Origin of the sequence: Paraburkholderia sp. UYCP14C (assembly GCF_004197395.1) — a bacterium.
Classification (GTDB): domain Bacteria; phylum Pseudomonadota; class Gammaproteobacteria; order Burkholderiales; family Burkholderiaceae; genus Paraburkholderia.
In genome coordinates this window covers 69,513-84,780 of record NZ_SELS01000035.1, presented here as the reverse complement: position 1 = coordinate 84,780, position 15,268 = coordinate 69,513, and the positions used below count along the sequence as shown (strand labels likewise).

At 61.1% G+C, this 15,268-nt stretch carries 13 protein-coding genes and 2 tRNA genes; all 15 read left to right on the top strand.

Translation table 11 applies throughout. The annotated features are described in order from the left end of the window. The first annotated feature begins 209 nt into the window (after positions 1-209). The 15 genes from EVC45_RS27475 to EVC45_RS27400 all read left to right on the top strand — a co-directional run bounded on the left by EVC45_RS27475 (position 210) and on the right by EVC45_RS27400 (position 15,263). On the top strand, positions 210-1,124 hold the full coding sequence (locus tag EVC45_RS27475; RefSeq protein ID WP_129961356.1) for an alpha/beta fold hydrolase: 915 nt from the start codon (positions 210-212) through the stop codon (positions 1,122-1,124). Positions 1,125-1,202: 78 nt separating this feature from the next. After that, positions 1,203-1,556 carry a RidA family protein gene (locus EVC45_RS27470; protein ID WP_129961355.1) on the top strand — a complete coding sequence of 118 codons (354 nt, stop codon included), beginning with the start codon at positions 1,203-1,205 and terminating at the stop codon, positions 1,554-1,556. Positions 1,557-1,625: 69 nt separating this feature from the next. Beyond that, positions 1,626-3,869, top strand: a complete 2,244-nt coding sequence (locus tag EVC45_RS27465) for a bifunctional (p)ppGpp synthetase/guanosine-3',5'-bis(diphosphate) 3'-pyrophosphohydrolase (protein WP_129961354.1) — start codon at positions 1,626-1,628, stop codon at positions 3,867-3,869. Positions 3,870-3,974: 105 nt separating this feature from the next. Beyond that, positions 3,975-4,051, top strand: a tRNA-Val gene (locus EVC45_RS27460). A gap of 255 nt (positions 4,052-4,306) precedes the next feature. Further along, a complete protein-coding gene (thrS, locus tag EVC45_RS27450) occupies positions 4,307-6,214 on the top strand; it encodes a threonine--tRNA ligase (RefSeq protein WP_129961353.1) in 1,908 nt (635 codons plus the stop codon). A gap of 49 nt (positions 6,215-6,263) precedes the next feature. Then, entirely contained in the window at positions 6,264-6,788 is a 525-nt protein-coding gene (gene infC / locus EVC45_RS27445) for a translation initiation factor IF-3 (protein WP_075643713.1), read from the top strand. Between the two features lie 258 nt (positions 6,789-7,046). Next, positions 7,047-7,244 (top strand): 50S ribosomal protein L35, encoded by a 198-nt coding sequence (gene rpmI / locus EVC45_RS27440; RefSeq protein WP_006052501.1) that lies wholly within the window; start codon positions 7,047-7,049, stop codon positions 7,242-7,244. Between the two features lie 29 nt (positions 7,245-7,273). Then, a complete protein-coding gene (rplT, locus tag EVC45_RS27435) occupies positions 7,274-7,633 on the top strand; it encodes a 50S ribosomal protein L20 (RefSeq protein ID WP_006052502.1) in 360 nt (119 codons plus the stop codon). A 158-nt stretch (positions 7,634-7,791) separates the two neighbouring features. Next, the gene (gene pheS, locus EVC45_RS27430; protein WP_168991545.1) at positions 7,792-8,805 is read left to right on the top strand and encodes a phenylalanine--tRNA ligase subunit alpha; all 1,014 of its coding nucleotides are present in this window, start codon (positions 7,792-7,794) and stop codon (positions 8,803-8,805) included. A 160-nt stretch (positions 8,806-8,965) separates the two neighbouring features. Continuing rightward, positions 8,966-11,401, top strand: coding sequence for a phenylalanine--tRNA ligase subunit beta (pheT, locus tag EVC45_RS27425; protein ID WP_129961352.1), 2,436 nt, complete (start codon positions 8,966-8,968; stop codon positions 11,399-11,401). A 69-nt stretch (positions 11,402-11,470) separates the two neighbouring features. After that, positions 11,471-11,881, top strand: coding sequence for an integration host factor subunit alpha (locus EVC45_RS27420; RefSeq protein ID WP_008918798.1), 411 nt, complete (start codon positions 11,471-11,473; stop codon positions 11,879-11,881). 43 nt (positions 11,882-11,924) lie between these two features. Beyond that, positions 11,925-12,341, top strand: coding sequence for a MerR family transcriptional regulator (locus EVC45_RS27415; protein WP_129961351.1), 417 nt, complete (start codon positions 11,925-11,927; stop codon positions 12,339-12,341). Between the two features lie 75 nt (positions 12,342-12,416). Continuing rightward, positions 12,417-12,493 (top strand) — tRNA-Pro (locus EVC45_RS27410). A 746-nt stretch (positions 12,494-13,239) separates the two neighbouring features. After that, positions 13,240-14,121: a bestrophin family protein gene (locus EVC45_RS27405; RefSeq protein WP_129961350.1), complete on the top strand. Its 882-nt coding sequence runs from the start codon at positions 13,240-13,242 to the stop codon at positions 14,119-14,121. 224 nt (positions 14,122-14,345) lie between these two features. Next, on the top strand, positions 14,346-15,263 hold the full coding sequence (locus EVC45_RS27400; protein WP_129961349.1) for a BMP family ABC transporter substrate-binding protein: 918 nt from the start codon (positions 14,346-14,348) through the stop codon (positions 15,261-15,263). The last annotated feature ends 5 nt before the right edge of the window (positions 15,264-15,268 follow it).

Sequence of the window (15,268 nt, the reverse complement as noted above, 5' to 3'; positions counted from 1 at the left end):
CCCGAACCGCCCGGTGCGGACCCGCACGCCGGGTGGTGTGGCAGGGGCACGGCCTTATGGCCGTCCCCTATGCCGATTGTGCGCGCGGCGCTCGATGCGCCGGACGGCTGGATCGACCGTCCTTAGCCTTCTGGCCGATGCTTGCCGCGCGGCGAAGCGGTTTACAATCGTTCGCAGCCCACTCCGCAACGTCTTTGCAAGGACACCAGATGACCGCAACGACTTCCGCTTCCTCCGCCGGGCGGCCCGCGCCGCGTCAACGTTACGTGCAGTGCGCGAGCGCTGCCGGCCTGCATCGCGTCGCGTATACCGAGTGGGGCGACCCGGACAATCCGCGCGTGTTGCTGTGCGTGCATGGACTCACGCGCTCCGGGCGCGATTTCGACCGTCTCGCCGCCGACTTCGCCGACACCTATCGCGTGGTGTGCCCGGACGTGGTGGGCCGGGGCTTGTCGTCGTGGCTCGCGAACCCCAACTTTTACGCGGTGCCGCAGTACGTTGCCGACATGGTCACGCTGATCGCGCGGCTCGACGTCGACACCGTCGACTGGTTCGGCACTTCGATGGGCGGCCTGATCGGCATGGGGCTCGCCGGTCTGCCGGACACGCCGATCCGCAAGCTGCTGCTGAACGACGTCGGGCCGCACCTGGAGCCGGTCGCGGTCAAGCGCATCGGCGATTACCTCGGCAAGCCCGCACGCTTCGATACGCTGCAGCAGGGGGTCGATTACGCGGCCCAGCTCGCGCAGAGCTTCGGCCCGCTGACACCGGACGAATGGCGCGAAATCAATACGCCGTTGCTGCGCGAGGAGGATGGCACGTGGGTGCTGCGCTATGACCCGCGCATCGCGCAGCCGTTCGCCGCGGTCACCGAGGAAGCGGCGAAGCTCGGCGAGGCGGCGCTGTGGCATTCGCTCGCGTCGTTTCAGGGGCCGGTGCTCGTGGTGCGCGGCGAGGAGTCGGATTTGCTGTCGCGTGAAACGGTCGCGAAGATGGTGGCGACCGGGCGTGCCACATCGAGCGCGGAGATCGCGGGCGTCGGGCATGCGCCGGCGTTTCTGGCGGCGGACCAGATCGCGCTCGCGAGGGCGTTCTTCATCGGCTCGGCCGTGAACGCGTCATAATATTGAGTTGCGCATGACGTTTTCATCTGTAGCGTCGTGCGGCATGTCGTTCGATTAACCCTCAGCTCAGGACTTTCCATGGCAGTCATTCGTTATCACGTCGGCAAGCGTCTCTCGGAAATGGCCGTGCACAACGGCACCGTGTACCTCGCGGGTCAGATCGCCGAAGACGACGATCAGGACATCACCGGCCAGACGCGCGAAGTGCTCGGCCACATCGACCGTCTGCTCGCCGAAGCGAACAGCGGCAAGTCGCAGTTGCTGTCGGTGCAGATCTATATCTCGGACATGGTGCATTTCGCCGGCATGAATGCCGTGTGGGACGAGTGGGTCGCACAGGGCGACACGCCGCCGCGCGCGACCGTCGAGGCCAAGCTGGCAAATCCGAAGTGCCTCGTCGAAATCGTCGTGATCGCGGCGCAGAGCAGCTGAGTCGCGGCGCTCAGGTAGCACCGTTGTTGATTTTTCGTTGAATCGTCTGGCCCGGCGGGCCGTCGCACCATGAACACCGAAACCGTTACGAACGCGCCTCACCCCCATCGTTCCTTCGACGAAGCGATGGCGTTCGTGCGCGAACACGCCGGCGAGGTGCGGCTGTCGTCGGGCGAATCGCTCGCGGATCACGCGGCGGGCACCGCGTCGATCATCCGCAAGCTCAACGTCGATCCGCCGGCGGTGCTGGCTGCGGCGCTGTTTGCGCTGACACCGCATCTGCGCGATCCGGAGCGGGTGATCGCCGACAACTTCGGTGAAGAAGTCGCGCAACTGGTCGGCGACGTGCGCAAGCTGTTGCGCCTCGGCACCGTCAGTCTGCGCGCGGCGCAAAACGCGATGCCCGAAGCCGGGCGCGACGCGCAGGCCGCGCGCCGCGCGCAGGTCGAGGCGCTGCGCAAAATGTTGCTCGCGTTCGCGCAGGACATTCGTGTCGTGTTGATCCGCCTCGCGTCGCGGCTCCAGACGCTGCGCTATTACGCGGCGGCGAAGATCACGCCGTCGCCCGACGTCGCGCGAGAAACGCTCGATATCTACGCGCCGCTCGCGAACCGCCTCGGTATCTGGCAATTGAAGTGGGAGCTCGAGGACCTCGCGTTCCGCTTCGAGGAGCCGGTCACCTACAAGCGCATTGCGAAGCTGCTCGACGAGAAGCGCGTCGAGCGTGAGAGTTATGTCGCGCAGGCGATCGAACGCCTGCAGCAGGAGCTGGCCGCCGCGCATATCCGCGCTGAAGTGAGCGGTCGGCCGAAGCATATTTACAGCATCTGGCGCAAGATGCGCGGCAAGGAGCTGGACTTCGCCGAGCTGTACGACGTGCGCGCGTTTCGCGTGATCGTGCCGGACATCAAGGACTGTTACACCGTGCTCGGCATCGTGCACAACCTGTGGCAGCCGGTGCCGAAAGAGTTCGACGATTACATCTCCAGGCCAAAGCCGAACGGCTACAAGTCGCTGCACACGGTGGTGATCGGCGACGACGGCCGCGCGTTCGAAGTGCAGATCCGCACGCAGGAAATGCATCGCTTCGCCGAGTATGGCGTTGCCGCACACTGGCGCTACAAGGAAGCGGGCGCGCGCGGCTATGGCGGCACGTTCACCGCGAGCGAGAAATACGACGAGAAGATCGCCTGGCTGCGGCAACTGCTCGCATGGAAGGACGAGGTGTCCGAGGGCGAGCATGGCGAAGCGGGCGCGCCGCAGCCGTGGGAGCAATTGCGCCAGGCCACGCTCGACGACGATCACATTTACGTGCTGACGCCGCAGGCGCGCGTGATTCCATTGCCGCACGGCGCGACGCCGATCGACTTCGCGTATCACCTGCACAGCGAGCTTGGGCATCGCTGCCGCGGCGCGCGTGTCGACGGCGCGATGGTGCCGCTCAACACGCCGCTGCAGAACGGCCAGACGGTCGAGATCGTGTCGGTGAAGGAGGGCGGTCCGTCGCGCGACTGGCTCAATCCGCAGCTCGGCTATCTGCAAAGCCCGCGCGCGCGGCAGAAGGTGCGCGCGTGGTTCAACGCGGTCGAGTTGCAGGAACACATCGCGAACGGTCGCGCGATGGTTGAAAAGACCCTGCAGCGCGAAGGCAAGACCTCGGTCAATCTGGATCAGCTGGCCGCGCGGCTCGGTTTCAAGACCACCGACGACCTGTTCTCCGTGGTCGGCAAGGAGGAGTTCAGCCTGCGGCTCGTCGAGCAGGCGCTGCAGGACGCACCGCCGCCCGAACCCGAGGTCGATGCGCCGGAGAAATTCGAGAAGCGCAGCAGCGGCGCGAGCGTCGCGCGCGGCGCGTCCACGGGCGTGCTGGTAGTCGGCGTCGATGCATTACTCACCCAGCTTGCGCGCTGCTGCCGGCCCGCGCCGCCTGACGAGATCTGCGGCTTCATTACGAGAGGCAAGGGCATGTCGGTGCATCGCAGCGATTGCGCTACATTCCGTCGCATGGCAGAGCGTGCGCCGGAGCGCGTGCTGCAGACCGCGTGGTCGGCGGACGTGATGAGCGGCCGCGGCCAGTCCGTCTATCCAGTCGACCTCAGCATCGAAGCGACGGACCGACAGGGTTTGCTGCGCGATATTTCCGAGGTGTTCGCGCGGGAAAAGATGAACGTGATCGGCGTGAAGACGCAATCGCGCCGCAATGCCGCGTTCATGCAATTTACCGTCGAGGTGTCGAGTTCCGCGCAGATTCTGCGCGCATGCACGCTGCTGGGGGAGATCACGGGTGTGGTCCGGGCGACGCGCAAGAACTGAGGCGCGAGCGGTTGCAAAAAGGCCTGCTGGCGACGCGACGAATTAAAACCGCTGCATAAAAGTACTTGCCAAGCTGCGCTGTGCCCCATATACTCTCGTTTCTTCAGGCTCGTAGCTCAGCTGGTTAGAGCACCACCTTGACATGGTGGGGGTCGTTGGTTCGAGTCCAATCGAGCCTACCAACGAAAATGAAATTCCGGTTCTGCCGGGGTTTTGTAAACTGCAGTAAGCGCTTTGAGCGCAAAAAGGCGAATACGGTTATGACACCGCGAACGTTGACCGAAACCACTTCGGAGCGACGCTAGTCGAGGACCACTTTCGCCAGTGAAGTTTGCATAAAATGTGAATGCGGCCCCTCGAAAGTGGGGCCGCATTTTTTTTTGTCTTTTTGACCCTGGTTGTATGTGCCGCCGCCGGTCGGCACCACGGAGAACGCAATGGTTTCGATACGTTTGCCTGACGGTTCTGTTCGACAGTACGAGCATCCGGTGACCGTCGCCGAAGTGGCCGCCTCGATCGGCCCCGGCCTCGCGAAAGCCGCGCTCGGCGGCAAGATCGACGGGGAGCTGGTCGATACGTCCACTCTGATTAATCATGACGTGGCGCTCGCCATCGTCACGGAGAAAGACGCAGACGGTCTCGATATCATCCGCCACTCGACGGCGCACCTGCTCGCGTACGCGGTGAAGGATCTGTACCCGGAAGCGCAGGTCACGATCGGTCCGGTCATCGACAACGGCTTCTATTACGACTTCTCGTACAACCGTCCTTTCACGCCGGAAGACCTCGAAAAGATCGAAAAGCGCATGCAGGAGCTCTCGAAGAAGGACGAGCCGGTGTCGCGACGCGTGGTGTCGCGCGGCGAAGCGGTCGAGTACTTCAAGAGCATCGGCGAAAAGTACAAGGCCGAGATCATCGAATCAATCCCCGCCAGCGACGAAATCAAGCTGTACTCGCACGGCGGCTTCACGGACCTGTGCCGCGGCCCGCACGTGCCGTCGACCGGCAAGCTGAAGGTCTTCAAGTTGATGAAGGTCGCGGGCGCGTACTGGCGCGGCGATTCGAAGAACGAACAGCTGCAGCGCATTTACGGCACGGCCTGGACGAAGAAGGAAGACCAGGAAGCGTATCTGCACATGCTCGAAGAGGCCGAGAAGCGCGACCATCGCAAGCTCGGCAAGCAACTCGACCTGTTCCACATGCAGGACGAGTCGCCCGGTATGGTGTTCTGGCATCCGCGCGGGTGGACGTTGTGGCAGCAGGTCGAGCAATACATGCGCCGTCGCGTGAACGACGCGGGCTACCTCGAAATCAAGACGCCGTTGATCATGGACCGTTCGCTGTGGGAGGCGTCGGGCCACTGGCAAAACTATCGTGAAAATATGTTCACGACGGAGTCGGAAAAGCGCGACTACGCGATCAAGCCGATGAACTGCCCCGGTCACGTGCAGGTGTTCAATCACGGTCTGCGCTCGTATCGCGATCTGCCGCTGCGTTACGCGGAATTCGGTTCGTGCCATCGCAACGAATCGTCGGGTGCGCTGCACGGACTGATGCGCGTGCGCGGCTTCGTGCAGGACGACGCGCATATTTTCTGTACCGAAGACCAGTTCATCAGCGAATCGATCGCGTTCAACACGCTGGCGATGAGCGTCTACCGCGACTTCGGCTTCGACAATGTCGAGATCAAGCTGTCGCTGCGCCCGGATGCGCGCGCCGGCACCGACGAAACTTGGGATCGCGCAGAGCAGGGTCTGCGCGAGGCGCTGACGGCCTGCGGCGTAACGTGGGAAGAACTCCCCGGTGAAGGCGCGTTCTATGGCCCGAAGGTCGAGTATCACATCAAGGACGCGCTCGGCCGCTCGTGGCAGTGCGGTACGTTGCAGCTCGACATGGTGTTGCCGGAGCGTCTGGGTGCCGAATACGTCGCCGAAGACAACAGTCGCCGTCGCCCGATCATGCTGCACCGGGCGATCGTCGGATCAATGGAGCGTTTCCTTGGGATTCTGATCGAGCACCATGCTGGTGCAATGCCCGCCTGGCTCGCGCCGATGCAGGTCGTCGTGATGAATATCGCGGAAAATCAGGCCGAATATGCGCAGTCGCTAGCTCAATCGTTGCAAAAACAAGGGGTTAGAGTCGAGGCCGATTTGCGCAACGAGAAGATTAGCTATAAAATACGCGAGCACACGCTGGAAAAGGTCCCGTACCTGCTGGTGGTCGGCGACAAAGAGCGTGAAGCGCAAACGGTAGCCGTGCGTGCCCGTGGTGGTGTCGATATGGGTGTAATGCCTGTTGACGCCTTCATTGAGCGTCTGCGCCAGGACGTGCAGTCGTTCAACTAAACCACTCGGTACTCCGGCTCGTTTTTTTAATTTTTAGAGGAAACGTAACATCGCTACTGATAAGTCTGCGCACCGCATCAACGGTGAAATTACAGCACCCGAGGTGCGACTGGTCGGCGTCGAGAACGAACCGCTCGGCATCGTGAAACTCGCTGATGCGTTCCGCATGTCGGAACAGCAGGACGTGGATCTGGTCGAAATCGCTCCGCAAGCGGTTCCGCCGGTTTGCCGGTTGATGGACTACGGCAAGTTCAAGTACCAGGAAGCGAAGAAGCAACATGAGGCCAAGCTCAAGCAGAAGGTCATCCAGGTCAAGGAAGTCAAATTCCGCCCGGGGACCGACGACGGTGATTACAACGTCAAGCTGCGCAACCTCGTCCGCTTCCTCGAAGACGGCGACAAGACGAAAATCACGTTGCGTTTCCGTGGCCGCGAAATGGCTCACCAGGAAATCGGCATGCGCATGCTCGAACGCCTGCGCACCGACCTCGACGAAGTCGGTCAGGTCGAGCAGATGCCGAAAATGGAAGGGCGCCAGATGATCATGGTGCTCGCACCGAAGAAAAAGAAGTAAGCGCGAAGCAGTTGGCCGGAGCGGCGGCGCGTCATGTGGCGCGCGCTCCGGTGGCGCAAGTTTGTTTGATGCTGTGCTGGGTGTCCGGCGTGGCGTCGGAAGGTTTCGGAACGGCGCGCATGCAAGTGCGTAGTGGTTCCCGAAAAGCGGCCGCTGGCGGTATCGGCGGTCTGCATACCAAGTGGAATGGGTTTCGAAGGGCGGGAAATGGTCATCTGGCCGACCGCACACCCATGTCCATCTAATAATGGAGTTGTCATGCCGAAGATGAAGACCAAGAAGAGCGCTGCAAAGCGCTTCGTGGTGCGTCCGGGCGGTACCGTCAAGCGCGGTCAGGCCTTCAAGCGTCACATTCTTACCAAGAAGACCACCAAGAACAAACGCCATCTGCGCGGCTCCACGGCAGTTCACGATTCCGATCTGAACTCCGTTCGCGCAATGCTGCCGTTCGCTTAACCCTTAACCGACACTCATAGGAGCGAAACATGCCTCGAGTAAAACGTGGGGTTACCGCACGGGCCCGTCACAAGAAGATCATCAAGCTGGCCAAGGGTTACCGCGGCCGTCGCAATAACGTCTATCGCATCGCCAAGCAGGCGGTCATGCGTGCAGGCCAGTACGCCTACCGCGATCGCCGCAACAAGAAGCGTGTGTTCCGCGCATTGTGGATCACGCGTATCAACGCGGCGGTGCGTCAGCACGACATGACGTACAGCGTGTTCATCAACGGCCTGAAGAAGGCGTCGATCGAACTGGACCGTAAGGTGCTGGCCGACATGGCTGTGTTCGACAAGGCTGCTTTTGCTGCGATCGTTCAGCAGGTGAAAGCCGCCGTTGCAGCCTGATTGCGCTTCTGGCAATTAAAACTGCGTGGTTCGTTGCAGCGAACATCCGGTAGTCTCGGTGACGCTGCAACAAAAACGGGGCTCCTCACCGAGCCCCGTTTTTGTTGGTAGAACCAGTTTTGTTTCGATAGAACACTGACGTTGAAATGATGGGATCAATGGATCTGGACCAGATTGTCGCCGACGCGCAAAAAGCCTTCGCAGAAGCCCCCGACGTCACCACCCTCGAGAACGAGAAAGCACGCTTTCTCGGTAAGGCGGGTGCGCTGACCGAACTGTTGAAGGGGCTTGGCAAACTCGATCCCGAAACGCGCAAGACCGAAGGCGCACGGATCAACCTCGTCAAGCAACAGGTCGAAGCTGCGCTGACGGCACGTCGTCAGGCGCTCGCCGACGCCCTGCTGAACCAGCGTCTTGCCGCTGAAGCGATCGATGTCACGTTGCCGGGCCGCGGCGCCAATGCAGGCAGCCTGCACCCGGTGATGCGCACCTGGGAGCGGGTCGAACAGATTTTCCGTACGATCGGATTCGACGTGGCCGACGGTCCCGAGATCGAAACCGACTGGTACAACTTCACCTCGCTGAACAGTCCGGAGAACCATCCGGCGCGTTCGATGCAGGACACCTTCTACGTCGATGGCAACGATGCCGACGGCCGCCCGCTGCTGCTGCGCACGCATACGAGCCCGATGCAGGTGCGCTACGCGCGGACCAACACGCCGCCGATCAAGGTGATCGTGCCGGGCCGCACGTATCGCGTGGATAGCGACGCAACGCATTCGCCGATGTTCAACCAGGTCGAAGGCCTGTGGATCGACGAGAACATCAGCTTCGCGGACCTGAAGGGCGTCTATACCGACTTCCTGAAGAAATTCTTCGAGCGCGACGACATTCTCGTGCGCTTCCGCCCGTCGTATTTCCCGTTCACCGAACCGTCGGCCGAAATCGACATGCAGTTCGAAACGGGTAAGAACGCGGGCAAGTGGCTCGAAATTTCGGGCTCCGGCCAGGTTCACCCCACCGTGATCCGCAACATGGGCCTCGACCCGGAGCGCTACATTGGTTTCGCGTTTGGCAGCGGCCTCGAGCGTCTCACGATGCTGCGTTACGGCGTGCAGGACCTGCGCCTGTTCTTCGAAAACGACCTGCGTTTCCTGCGTCAATTCGCGTGAACGGGCGCGCGCGAACGCGATAAAGCATAGAACGCGGTGCCGCACCTGGTGCGTGCCGCGAGCGTCCCCGGCAGAGCTCGCTGCACCGGCGCAAGACCACCGGGCTTTACGAAGCATCCGCCGGACGTGGACCTAACCTGATCAGAACGTACACAGAACCATGCAATTTCCGGAATCCTGGCTCAGAACTTTTGTCGATCCGCAACTGACCACCGACGAGCTGTCGCACGCGTTGACGATGGCGGGTCTCGAAGTCGAAGACCTGCGGCCGGCCGCGCCGCCGACTTCGAATATCGTCGTCGGCCAGGTGCTGGAAGTCGTCAAGCACCCGGATGCGGACAAGCTCAACGTGTGTCAGGTCAACGCCGGCACCGGCGCAACGCTGAACATCGTGTGCGGCGCGCCGAATGTTGCGCCGGGCATCAAGGTGCCGGTCGCGCTGGTCGGCGCGCAGCTGCCGCCGGCCGAAGAGGGCGGCGCACCGTTCGCGATCAAGCTGTCGAAGCTGCGCGGCGTGGAAAGTCAGGGCATGCTGTGCTCGGCGCGCGAGCTGAAGCTTTCTGAAGATCACAGCGGTCTGATGATCCTGCCGGAAGATACGCCGATCGGCCAGGACATCCGCGAGACCCTCAACCTCGACGACACGGTTTTTGAAATCAAGCTGACGCCGAACAAGGCCGACTGTCTGTCGGTATTCGGCGTCGCGCGCGAAACGTCGGCGATTACCGGCGCGCCGCTGCGTCCGCTCGAAATCAAGCCGGCTCCGGTCACGCTCAACGAAACATTGCCCGTGAAAATCTCGGCGCCCGATCTGTGCGGCCGTTTCTCGGGCCGCGTGATCCGTGGCGTCAATGCGCGCGCGAAGTCGCCGCAATGGATGGTCGAGCGTCTCGAGCGCTCCGGCCAGCGCAGCATTTCCGCGCTCGTCGACATCTCGAACTATGTGATGCTCGAGCTGGGGCGTCCGTCGCACGTGTTCGATCTCGACAAGATCCACGGCGGCATGGACGTGCGCTGGGGCCGCAAGGGCGAAACGCTGAAGCTGCTGAACGGCAACACGGTCGAGCTCGACGAGACGGTCGGCGTGATCGCCGACGAGCAGCATATCGAAAGCCTCGCGGGCATCATGGGCGGCGAAAGCACCGCGGTCACGCTCGACACCACCCACATCTATCTCGAAGCCGCGTTCTGGTGGCCCGACAGCATTCGTGGCCGCTCGCGCAAGTACAACTTCTCGACCGATGCCGGCCATCGCTTCGAGCGCGGCGTCGACTACGCGACGACCGTCGACCATATCGAGCGCATCACCCAGCTGATCCTCGACATCTGCGGCGGTGAAGCGGGTCCGGTCGACGATCAGATCGTCAACGTGCCGAAGCGCTCGCCGGTGAAGATGCGCGTCTCGCGCGCGAACCGCATCATCGGCGTCGCGATCGGCGCCGACGAAATCGCGCAGATCTTCACGCGCCTCGGCCTGTCGTTCGAACGTGACGGCGATACGTTCTCGGTGATGCCGCCGTCGTACCGCTTCGATATCGAAATCGAAGAGGACCTGATCGAAGAAGTCGCGCGTATCTACGGCTTCGAAAAGATTCCGGCACGCCCGCCGGTCGCGACCAGCGAAATGCGCGCGACCAACGAGACGCAACGCTCCATCCACGCTATCCGTCATGCGCTCGCCGCGCGCGACTACGCGGAAACGGTGAACTTCAGCTTCGTCGACGCCGAATGGGAGCAGGACTTCGCGGGCAACAGCAACCCGGTGCGTCTGATCAACCCGATCGCGAGCCAGCTCTCGGTGATGCGCACGACGCTGTTCGGCAGCCTGATTCACGTGTTGCGCACGAACCTGAACCGGCGCGCGGCGGACCGCGTGCGCGTGTTCGAAGCGGGCCGCGTGTTCCTGCACGATCCGTCGATCAAGGCTGGCGAGTTGACCGTCGAAGGATTCGCGCAGCCGAAGATGATCGGTGCGCTCGCGTATGGTCCCGCGCTCGACGAGCAATGGGGCGCGCCGACACGTGCGGTCGATTTCTTCGACGTGAAGAGCGACCTCGATGCGCTGATCGCACCGGCGCTCGCTAGGTTCGTGAAGGCCGAGCATCCGGCGCTGCATCCGGGACGCAGCGCGCGTATCGAATTGAATGGTCGCGCAGTGGGCTGGATTGGCGAATTGCATCCGCGCTGGATGCAAAAATATGATTTGCCGCATGCGCCGATTCTGTTTGAAATCGAAGCGGAAGCATTAATGCAACGGGTATTGCCGATTCCGTCGGAAGTTTCAAAATTCCAGCCGGTACGCCGTGATATCGCGGTGGTCGTCGATCAGAAAATCGAGGTTCAGGCGCTGCTCGACGAGCTTCAGAAGGCCCAGTCCGAGCCGGCCTGCAAGGCTGTCCAGAAGGTTGCGCTTTTCGACGAATTTCGTCCAAAATCAAACACTTCCGGTGGTCTGGCCGCGCACGAGAAAAGCCTTGCGTTCCGGGTGACCTTGCAAGATACTGGCGGAACCCTTCAGGATGAAACGGTCGATCTGGCTATTCAAACTCTGGTGGAACGTCTGGCTCGAGTATATGGCGCACGGTTGCGCGGATAACCCGCATTTAACAATTGCACGGCTGTTTCCGCATCCATTGTTTTACGCTTGGCGCGCCATTTGATAGATATGAATGAAATGAACTCGAGTGATTTCGAAGCCCTTCTTACGGCGCAACGCAGCGCCATGATTCGAGATATTCCGACATCACCCGCCGTCGTTTCCAATGAAACGCCGACGCTTACCAAGGCGGAACTTGCCGAGTTGCTGTTCGACAATGTCGGGCTCAACAAGCGGGAAGCGAAGGACATGGTCGAGGCGTTCTTCGAGGTGATCCGCGATGCGCTCGAGAGCGGCGACAGCGTGAAGCTGTCGGGCTTCGGCAACTTTCAGTTGCGCGACAAGCCGCAGCGTCCCGGCAGAAATCCGAAGACGGGCGAGGCGATTCCGATCGCGGCGCGTCGCGTGGTGACGTTTCATGCAAGTCAAAAGCTGAAGGCGCTCGTCGAAAACGGCGCCGAAGCGAGCTTCGCGCGCTGATCGGCTGGCGCGCTTCCGGGCAACCCATCACGGCTAACTGACGATGACAGCGACGATCGAAAAAGTCGTCTTGCCTCCGATCCCGGCGAAGCGCTACTTCACGATTGGTGAGGTCAGCGAACTTTGCGGGGTGAAGCCTCACGTGCTGCGTTACTGGGAGCAGGAGTTCACCCAGTTGAGGCCGGTCAAGCGGCGCGGCAATCGTCGGTACTATCAGCATCACGAGGTGCTGCTGATCCGGCGGATTCGAGAGTTGCTGTACGAGCAGGGTTTTACGATCAACGGGGCACGCAACCGGCTCGATTCGCATGGCGGCGGTGGGCCGGATGCGATAATCGAGGAAGGGGAGGGCGCCAGCGCAGCAGCGGCGCAGGTGTCGGCATCGGCGGAAATGGTTGCGGTCGATGTCGAGAAGTTGCGCAAGGATCTGCAGACCGTGATCGATCTGCTGGGCCGCTAGTTCATGGGCCGGTTCGCTTTGTTCTTGCGGGCAGTTCTAATCGACTGAAGTGTCTGTTATAATTTTTCTTCTGTTCGGGGCGTAGCGCAGCCTGGTAGCGTACCTGCATGGGGTGCAGGTGGTCGGAGGTTCAAATCCTCTCGCCCCGACCAAGAAATCAAGGCCTTATGGATCTATGTCCATAAGGCCTTTTTCGTTTTTGGGGATTTTGCCCCCACGCCTTGGATGGCTCATACGGGGAACGCCTTGACGAACCTGCCGCAAGGGCGGGGGCTAGTTGCGGTCGTTGCTCGACGATTCCGGCACCGAAATTTCGACCGAAGCGACGGTCACGCAGATACCCGAGTTGATTTCACGTGAACGCTTCACAGTTTGGGGCATGCGTTGCGCGAAGGATTGGGGACTTCGCCATCAGCAGGTCGCCACTACTCGATACCAGCGGTTCGCGGGCACGACATCTCGCGCTCATGCGCTCACGCGAGCGCTCTCTATCTAGTCCAGTTGCGAAGGGATTGATCCGGGCAGGATGGCTTTGGGATGATCGTCGTCAAGCGCGAAAATATAAGCTTTTATAGTAGGACTGCGAAACGACGCGGAGTGTCGTGTGCGCTGACGAACGATTCCGCCGCCATTCGATGGCAGAGGAGGCCACAGTGGCGCCGATTTTCTCGACGATGATGGTGCCGGGGCGCCATCTCGCCCATCTAATTCCAGCCTAATTCTAAAGAGGTAGGATTCGTTCCGCAGCGTCTCTCGAGCGCTGTACCTAGAGCTTGGTGTGGCTTGTCGGCGGTTCTTGTTCCATCGAGTCCAGTCGGTGCAACGCGGTCAGAAGGATCGGGGAAAGATTTGAGTTGCCGCCAAACGCTGCTGCGCGGCTCAATTTGAAGGATACGCGATGATTATTCCAGGGCGAGTTCGTTTGAGTCAGATTCTCCACTATGTGGGTCGTCCGCTCGCGCTTCTGTTTGCCTGGGATGTGGTGGTCACTGCGGTATATCTGAGTGGGCACTACAAGATTGAATTCCCAGCGTTGCCAATGTCGTTGCTCGGCACGGTTGTCGCGATTTATCTGAGCTTCCGCAATGCGACAGCCTATGCGCGTTGGTGGGAGGCGCGTACGCTATGGGGAATGCTGGTCAACAATTCGCGAAGTTTCGCGCGCGAGATCAAGATGCTGTTGCCTCAGGACGCCGCGTACCTGAAGCGAGACCTGGTGCTTCGGCACGTCGCGTACGTTCATTCGTTGCGTTTGCATCTGCGCCGTGAAGCGCCATGGCAAGAGTTGGGTGCTCGGCTGTCCGACGATGAACTGCATCACTTGCGCCGTGTCGCTAACGTTCCGAACGCGATCTTAAGCCGCACGGCTGAAATGATTGCCCGAGAGCCCAGTCTTGACAGCGTGAAACTGGTTGCGCTGGAGCGAACCATGACTGAGTTTTCCAACGCGCAGGGTGGCATGGAGCGCATCAAAAACACGCCATTGCCGAGACAATACGCAAATTATCCAGTTTTCTTTACGCATCTGTTTTGCGTACTCCTTCCGTTGGGACTGGTGGAGGTCCTCGGATGGTATACCCCGCTAGGGTCGACGGTAGTAGGCTTTTTGTTCCTGGCGTTATTGAAGATCGGGGACGATATGCAAAACCCATTCTCGAATACGGAAAATGATGTGCCGTTGACGACGCTCACTCGATCCATCGAAATAGATTTGCTTGACGGGTTGAGCGAGACCCATGCACTCAAACCGGTTCAGATCGAGAACGGGGTCTTGTGGTGACGGGTGGGCGCATCACGTACGCCTGAGCAAAGGGGCGCGACTGGGAACTTGCGCAGCGTCTCAGCGAGAATTAATGAGGAAACCTTATCTGAATGGGAAGCAGCAGATTGGTACGACAAATCTCGCTTGACGTTATCTCTCGCGCCTGCCTAGACTTTGGACGTGTTCAGGTGGTTCTTCAGAACATTCGACTATCCGAGGAAGCGCACAACAATCCCGTCCGAATGAAACCGCACCCCGTCAACGAGCGACGTCGCGTTGTCTGTTCGCTGCTCGCACTGTCCGCGCTCGCCCCTCCCGCACTCCGAGGCGCGACGCATGCAGCCGTTGCGGGCACGGTCAGCACATGGCCAGTGTTGCTGTTCATTCCCTACGGCGGAAGCGATCTCGGATTCAGCGAAGCCGCCTATCGCGGCTACCTCCAGGTGCGCCGCAGCGGGTATCGGATCACGGTCGTGCGCGACGCCGACGATCTGGGTGCTGCGCGGATCCTTACGATTATCGGCCGACACTACACGGCAGGTGTACGCGGTTTCATTCTGGCAGGCGCGGAGCTGAGCGCGGTCACCGCAACGGCCGCGGCACACTACCCGCAAGCCTATTTCGCGACCTTGTCGGGTACCGCAAATGGCCCCAACGTCGTCAACTTCTGTCTCGACTGCAAGAGCCTCGGTGGAGCGCTTGCCGGAGCTGTTGCCGCGAACGTGTCGAAGACAAAAACCGTCGGGTTCGTCGGCGGCGTAGAGTCTGTCGACGGAACGGAGGCGCAAAGCTTCAGGCAGGCCGTACTGGCCAAAGTGCCCGACGCAACGGTTTTGGTGGATTGGGTCGGCGACTGGGATAACCGTCCACGCACGCAGCAGTTGACCGGGCAGCAGATCGACGCGGGCGCCGACGTGATCGTCGCCGATGCAAATGACTCGGTGATCGTCGCGGCCGCGCGGCATCCGAGCGTACGCGTGATCGGCTGGATGGCCGACGCATCGCGTCGGTACGGCAACGTCGCGGCTAGCGTGATCATCGACACGAGCGTCATTTTCCGGCGTTTCGTCGATGGCGCGGTCGCCGGCCGCTTTGAGGGCGGCGACTACACTGTCGTCGATGCGGACAATGTCTGGAAGATTGTGTGGCCGCGAGGTTAACCGCT

What these genes read in the sequence shown, in the direction of transcription:
- pheS (WP_168991545.1), top strand. Translation starts at nt 7,792, where the DNA reads ATGGATCTGGACCAGATTGTCGCCGACGCGCAAAAAGCCTTCGCAGAA.
- EVC45_RS27400 (WP_129961349.1), top strand. Translation starts at nt 14,346, where the DNA reads ATGAAACCGCACCCCGTCAACGAGCGACGTCGCGTTGTCTGTTCGCTG.
- EVC45_RS27470 (WP_129961355.1), top strand. Translation starts at nt 1,203, where the DNA reads ATGGCAGTCATTCGTTATCACGTCGGCAAGCGTCTCTCGGAAATGGCC.
- pheT (WP_129961352.1), top strand. Translation starts at nt 8,966, where the DNA reads ATGCAATTTCCGGAATCCTGGCTCAGAACTTTTGTCGATCCGCAACTG.
- EVC45_RS27475 (WP_129961356.1), top strand. Translation starts at nt 210, where the DNA reads ATGACCGCAACGACTTCCGCTTCCTCCGCCGGGCGGCCCGCGCCGCGT.
- EVC45_RS27465 (WP_129961354.1), top strand. Translation starts at nt 1,626, where the DNA reads ATGAACACCGAAACCGTTACGAACGCGCCTCACCCCCATCGTTCCTTC.
- EVC45_RS27415 (WP_129961351.1), top strand. Translation starts at nt 11,925, where the DNA reads ATGACAGCGACGATCGAAAAAGTCGTCTTGCCTCCGATCCCGGCGAAG.
- rpmI (WP_006052501.1), top strand. Translation starts at nt 7,047, where the DNA reads ATGCCGAAGATGAAGACCAAGAAGAGCGCTGCAAAGCGCTTCGTGGTG.
- rplT (WP_006052502.1), top strand. Translation starts at nt 7,274, where the DNA reads ATGCCTCGAGTAAAACGTGGGGTTACCGCACGGGCCCGTCACAAGAAG.
- thrS (WP_129961353.1), top strand. Translation starts at nt 4,307, where the DNA reads ATGGTTTCGATACGTTTGCCTGACGGTTCTGTTCGACAGTACGAGCAT.
- EVC45_RS27405 (WP_129961350.1), top strand. Translation starts at nt 13,240, where the DNA reads ATGATTATTCCAGGGCGAGTTCGTTTGAGTCAGATTCTCCACTATGTG.
- EVC45_RS27420 (WP_008918798.1), top strand. Translation starts at nt 11,471, where the DNA reads ATGAATGAAATGAACTCGAGTGATTTCGAAGCCCTTCTTACGGCGCAA.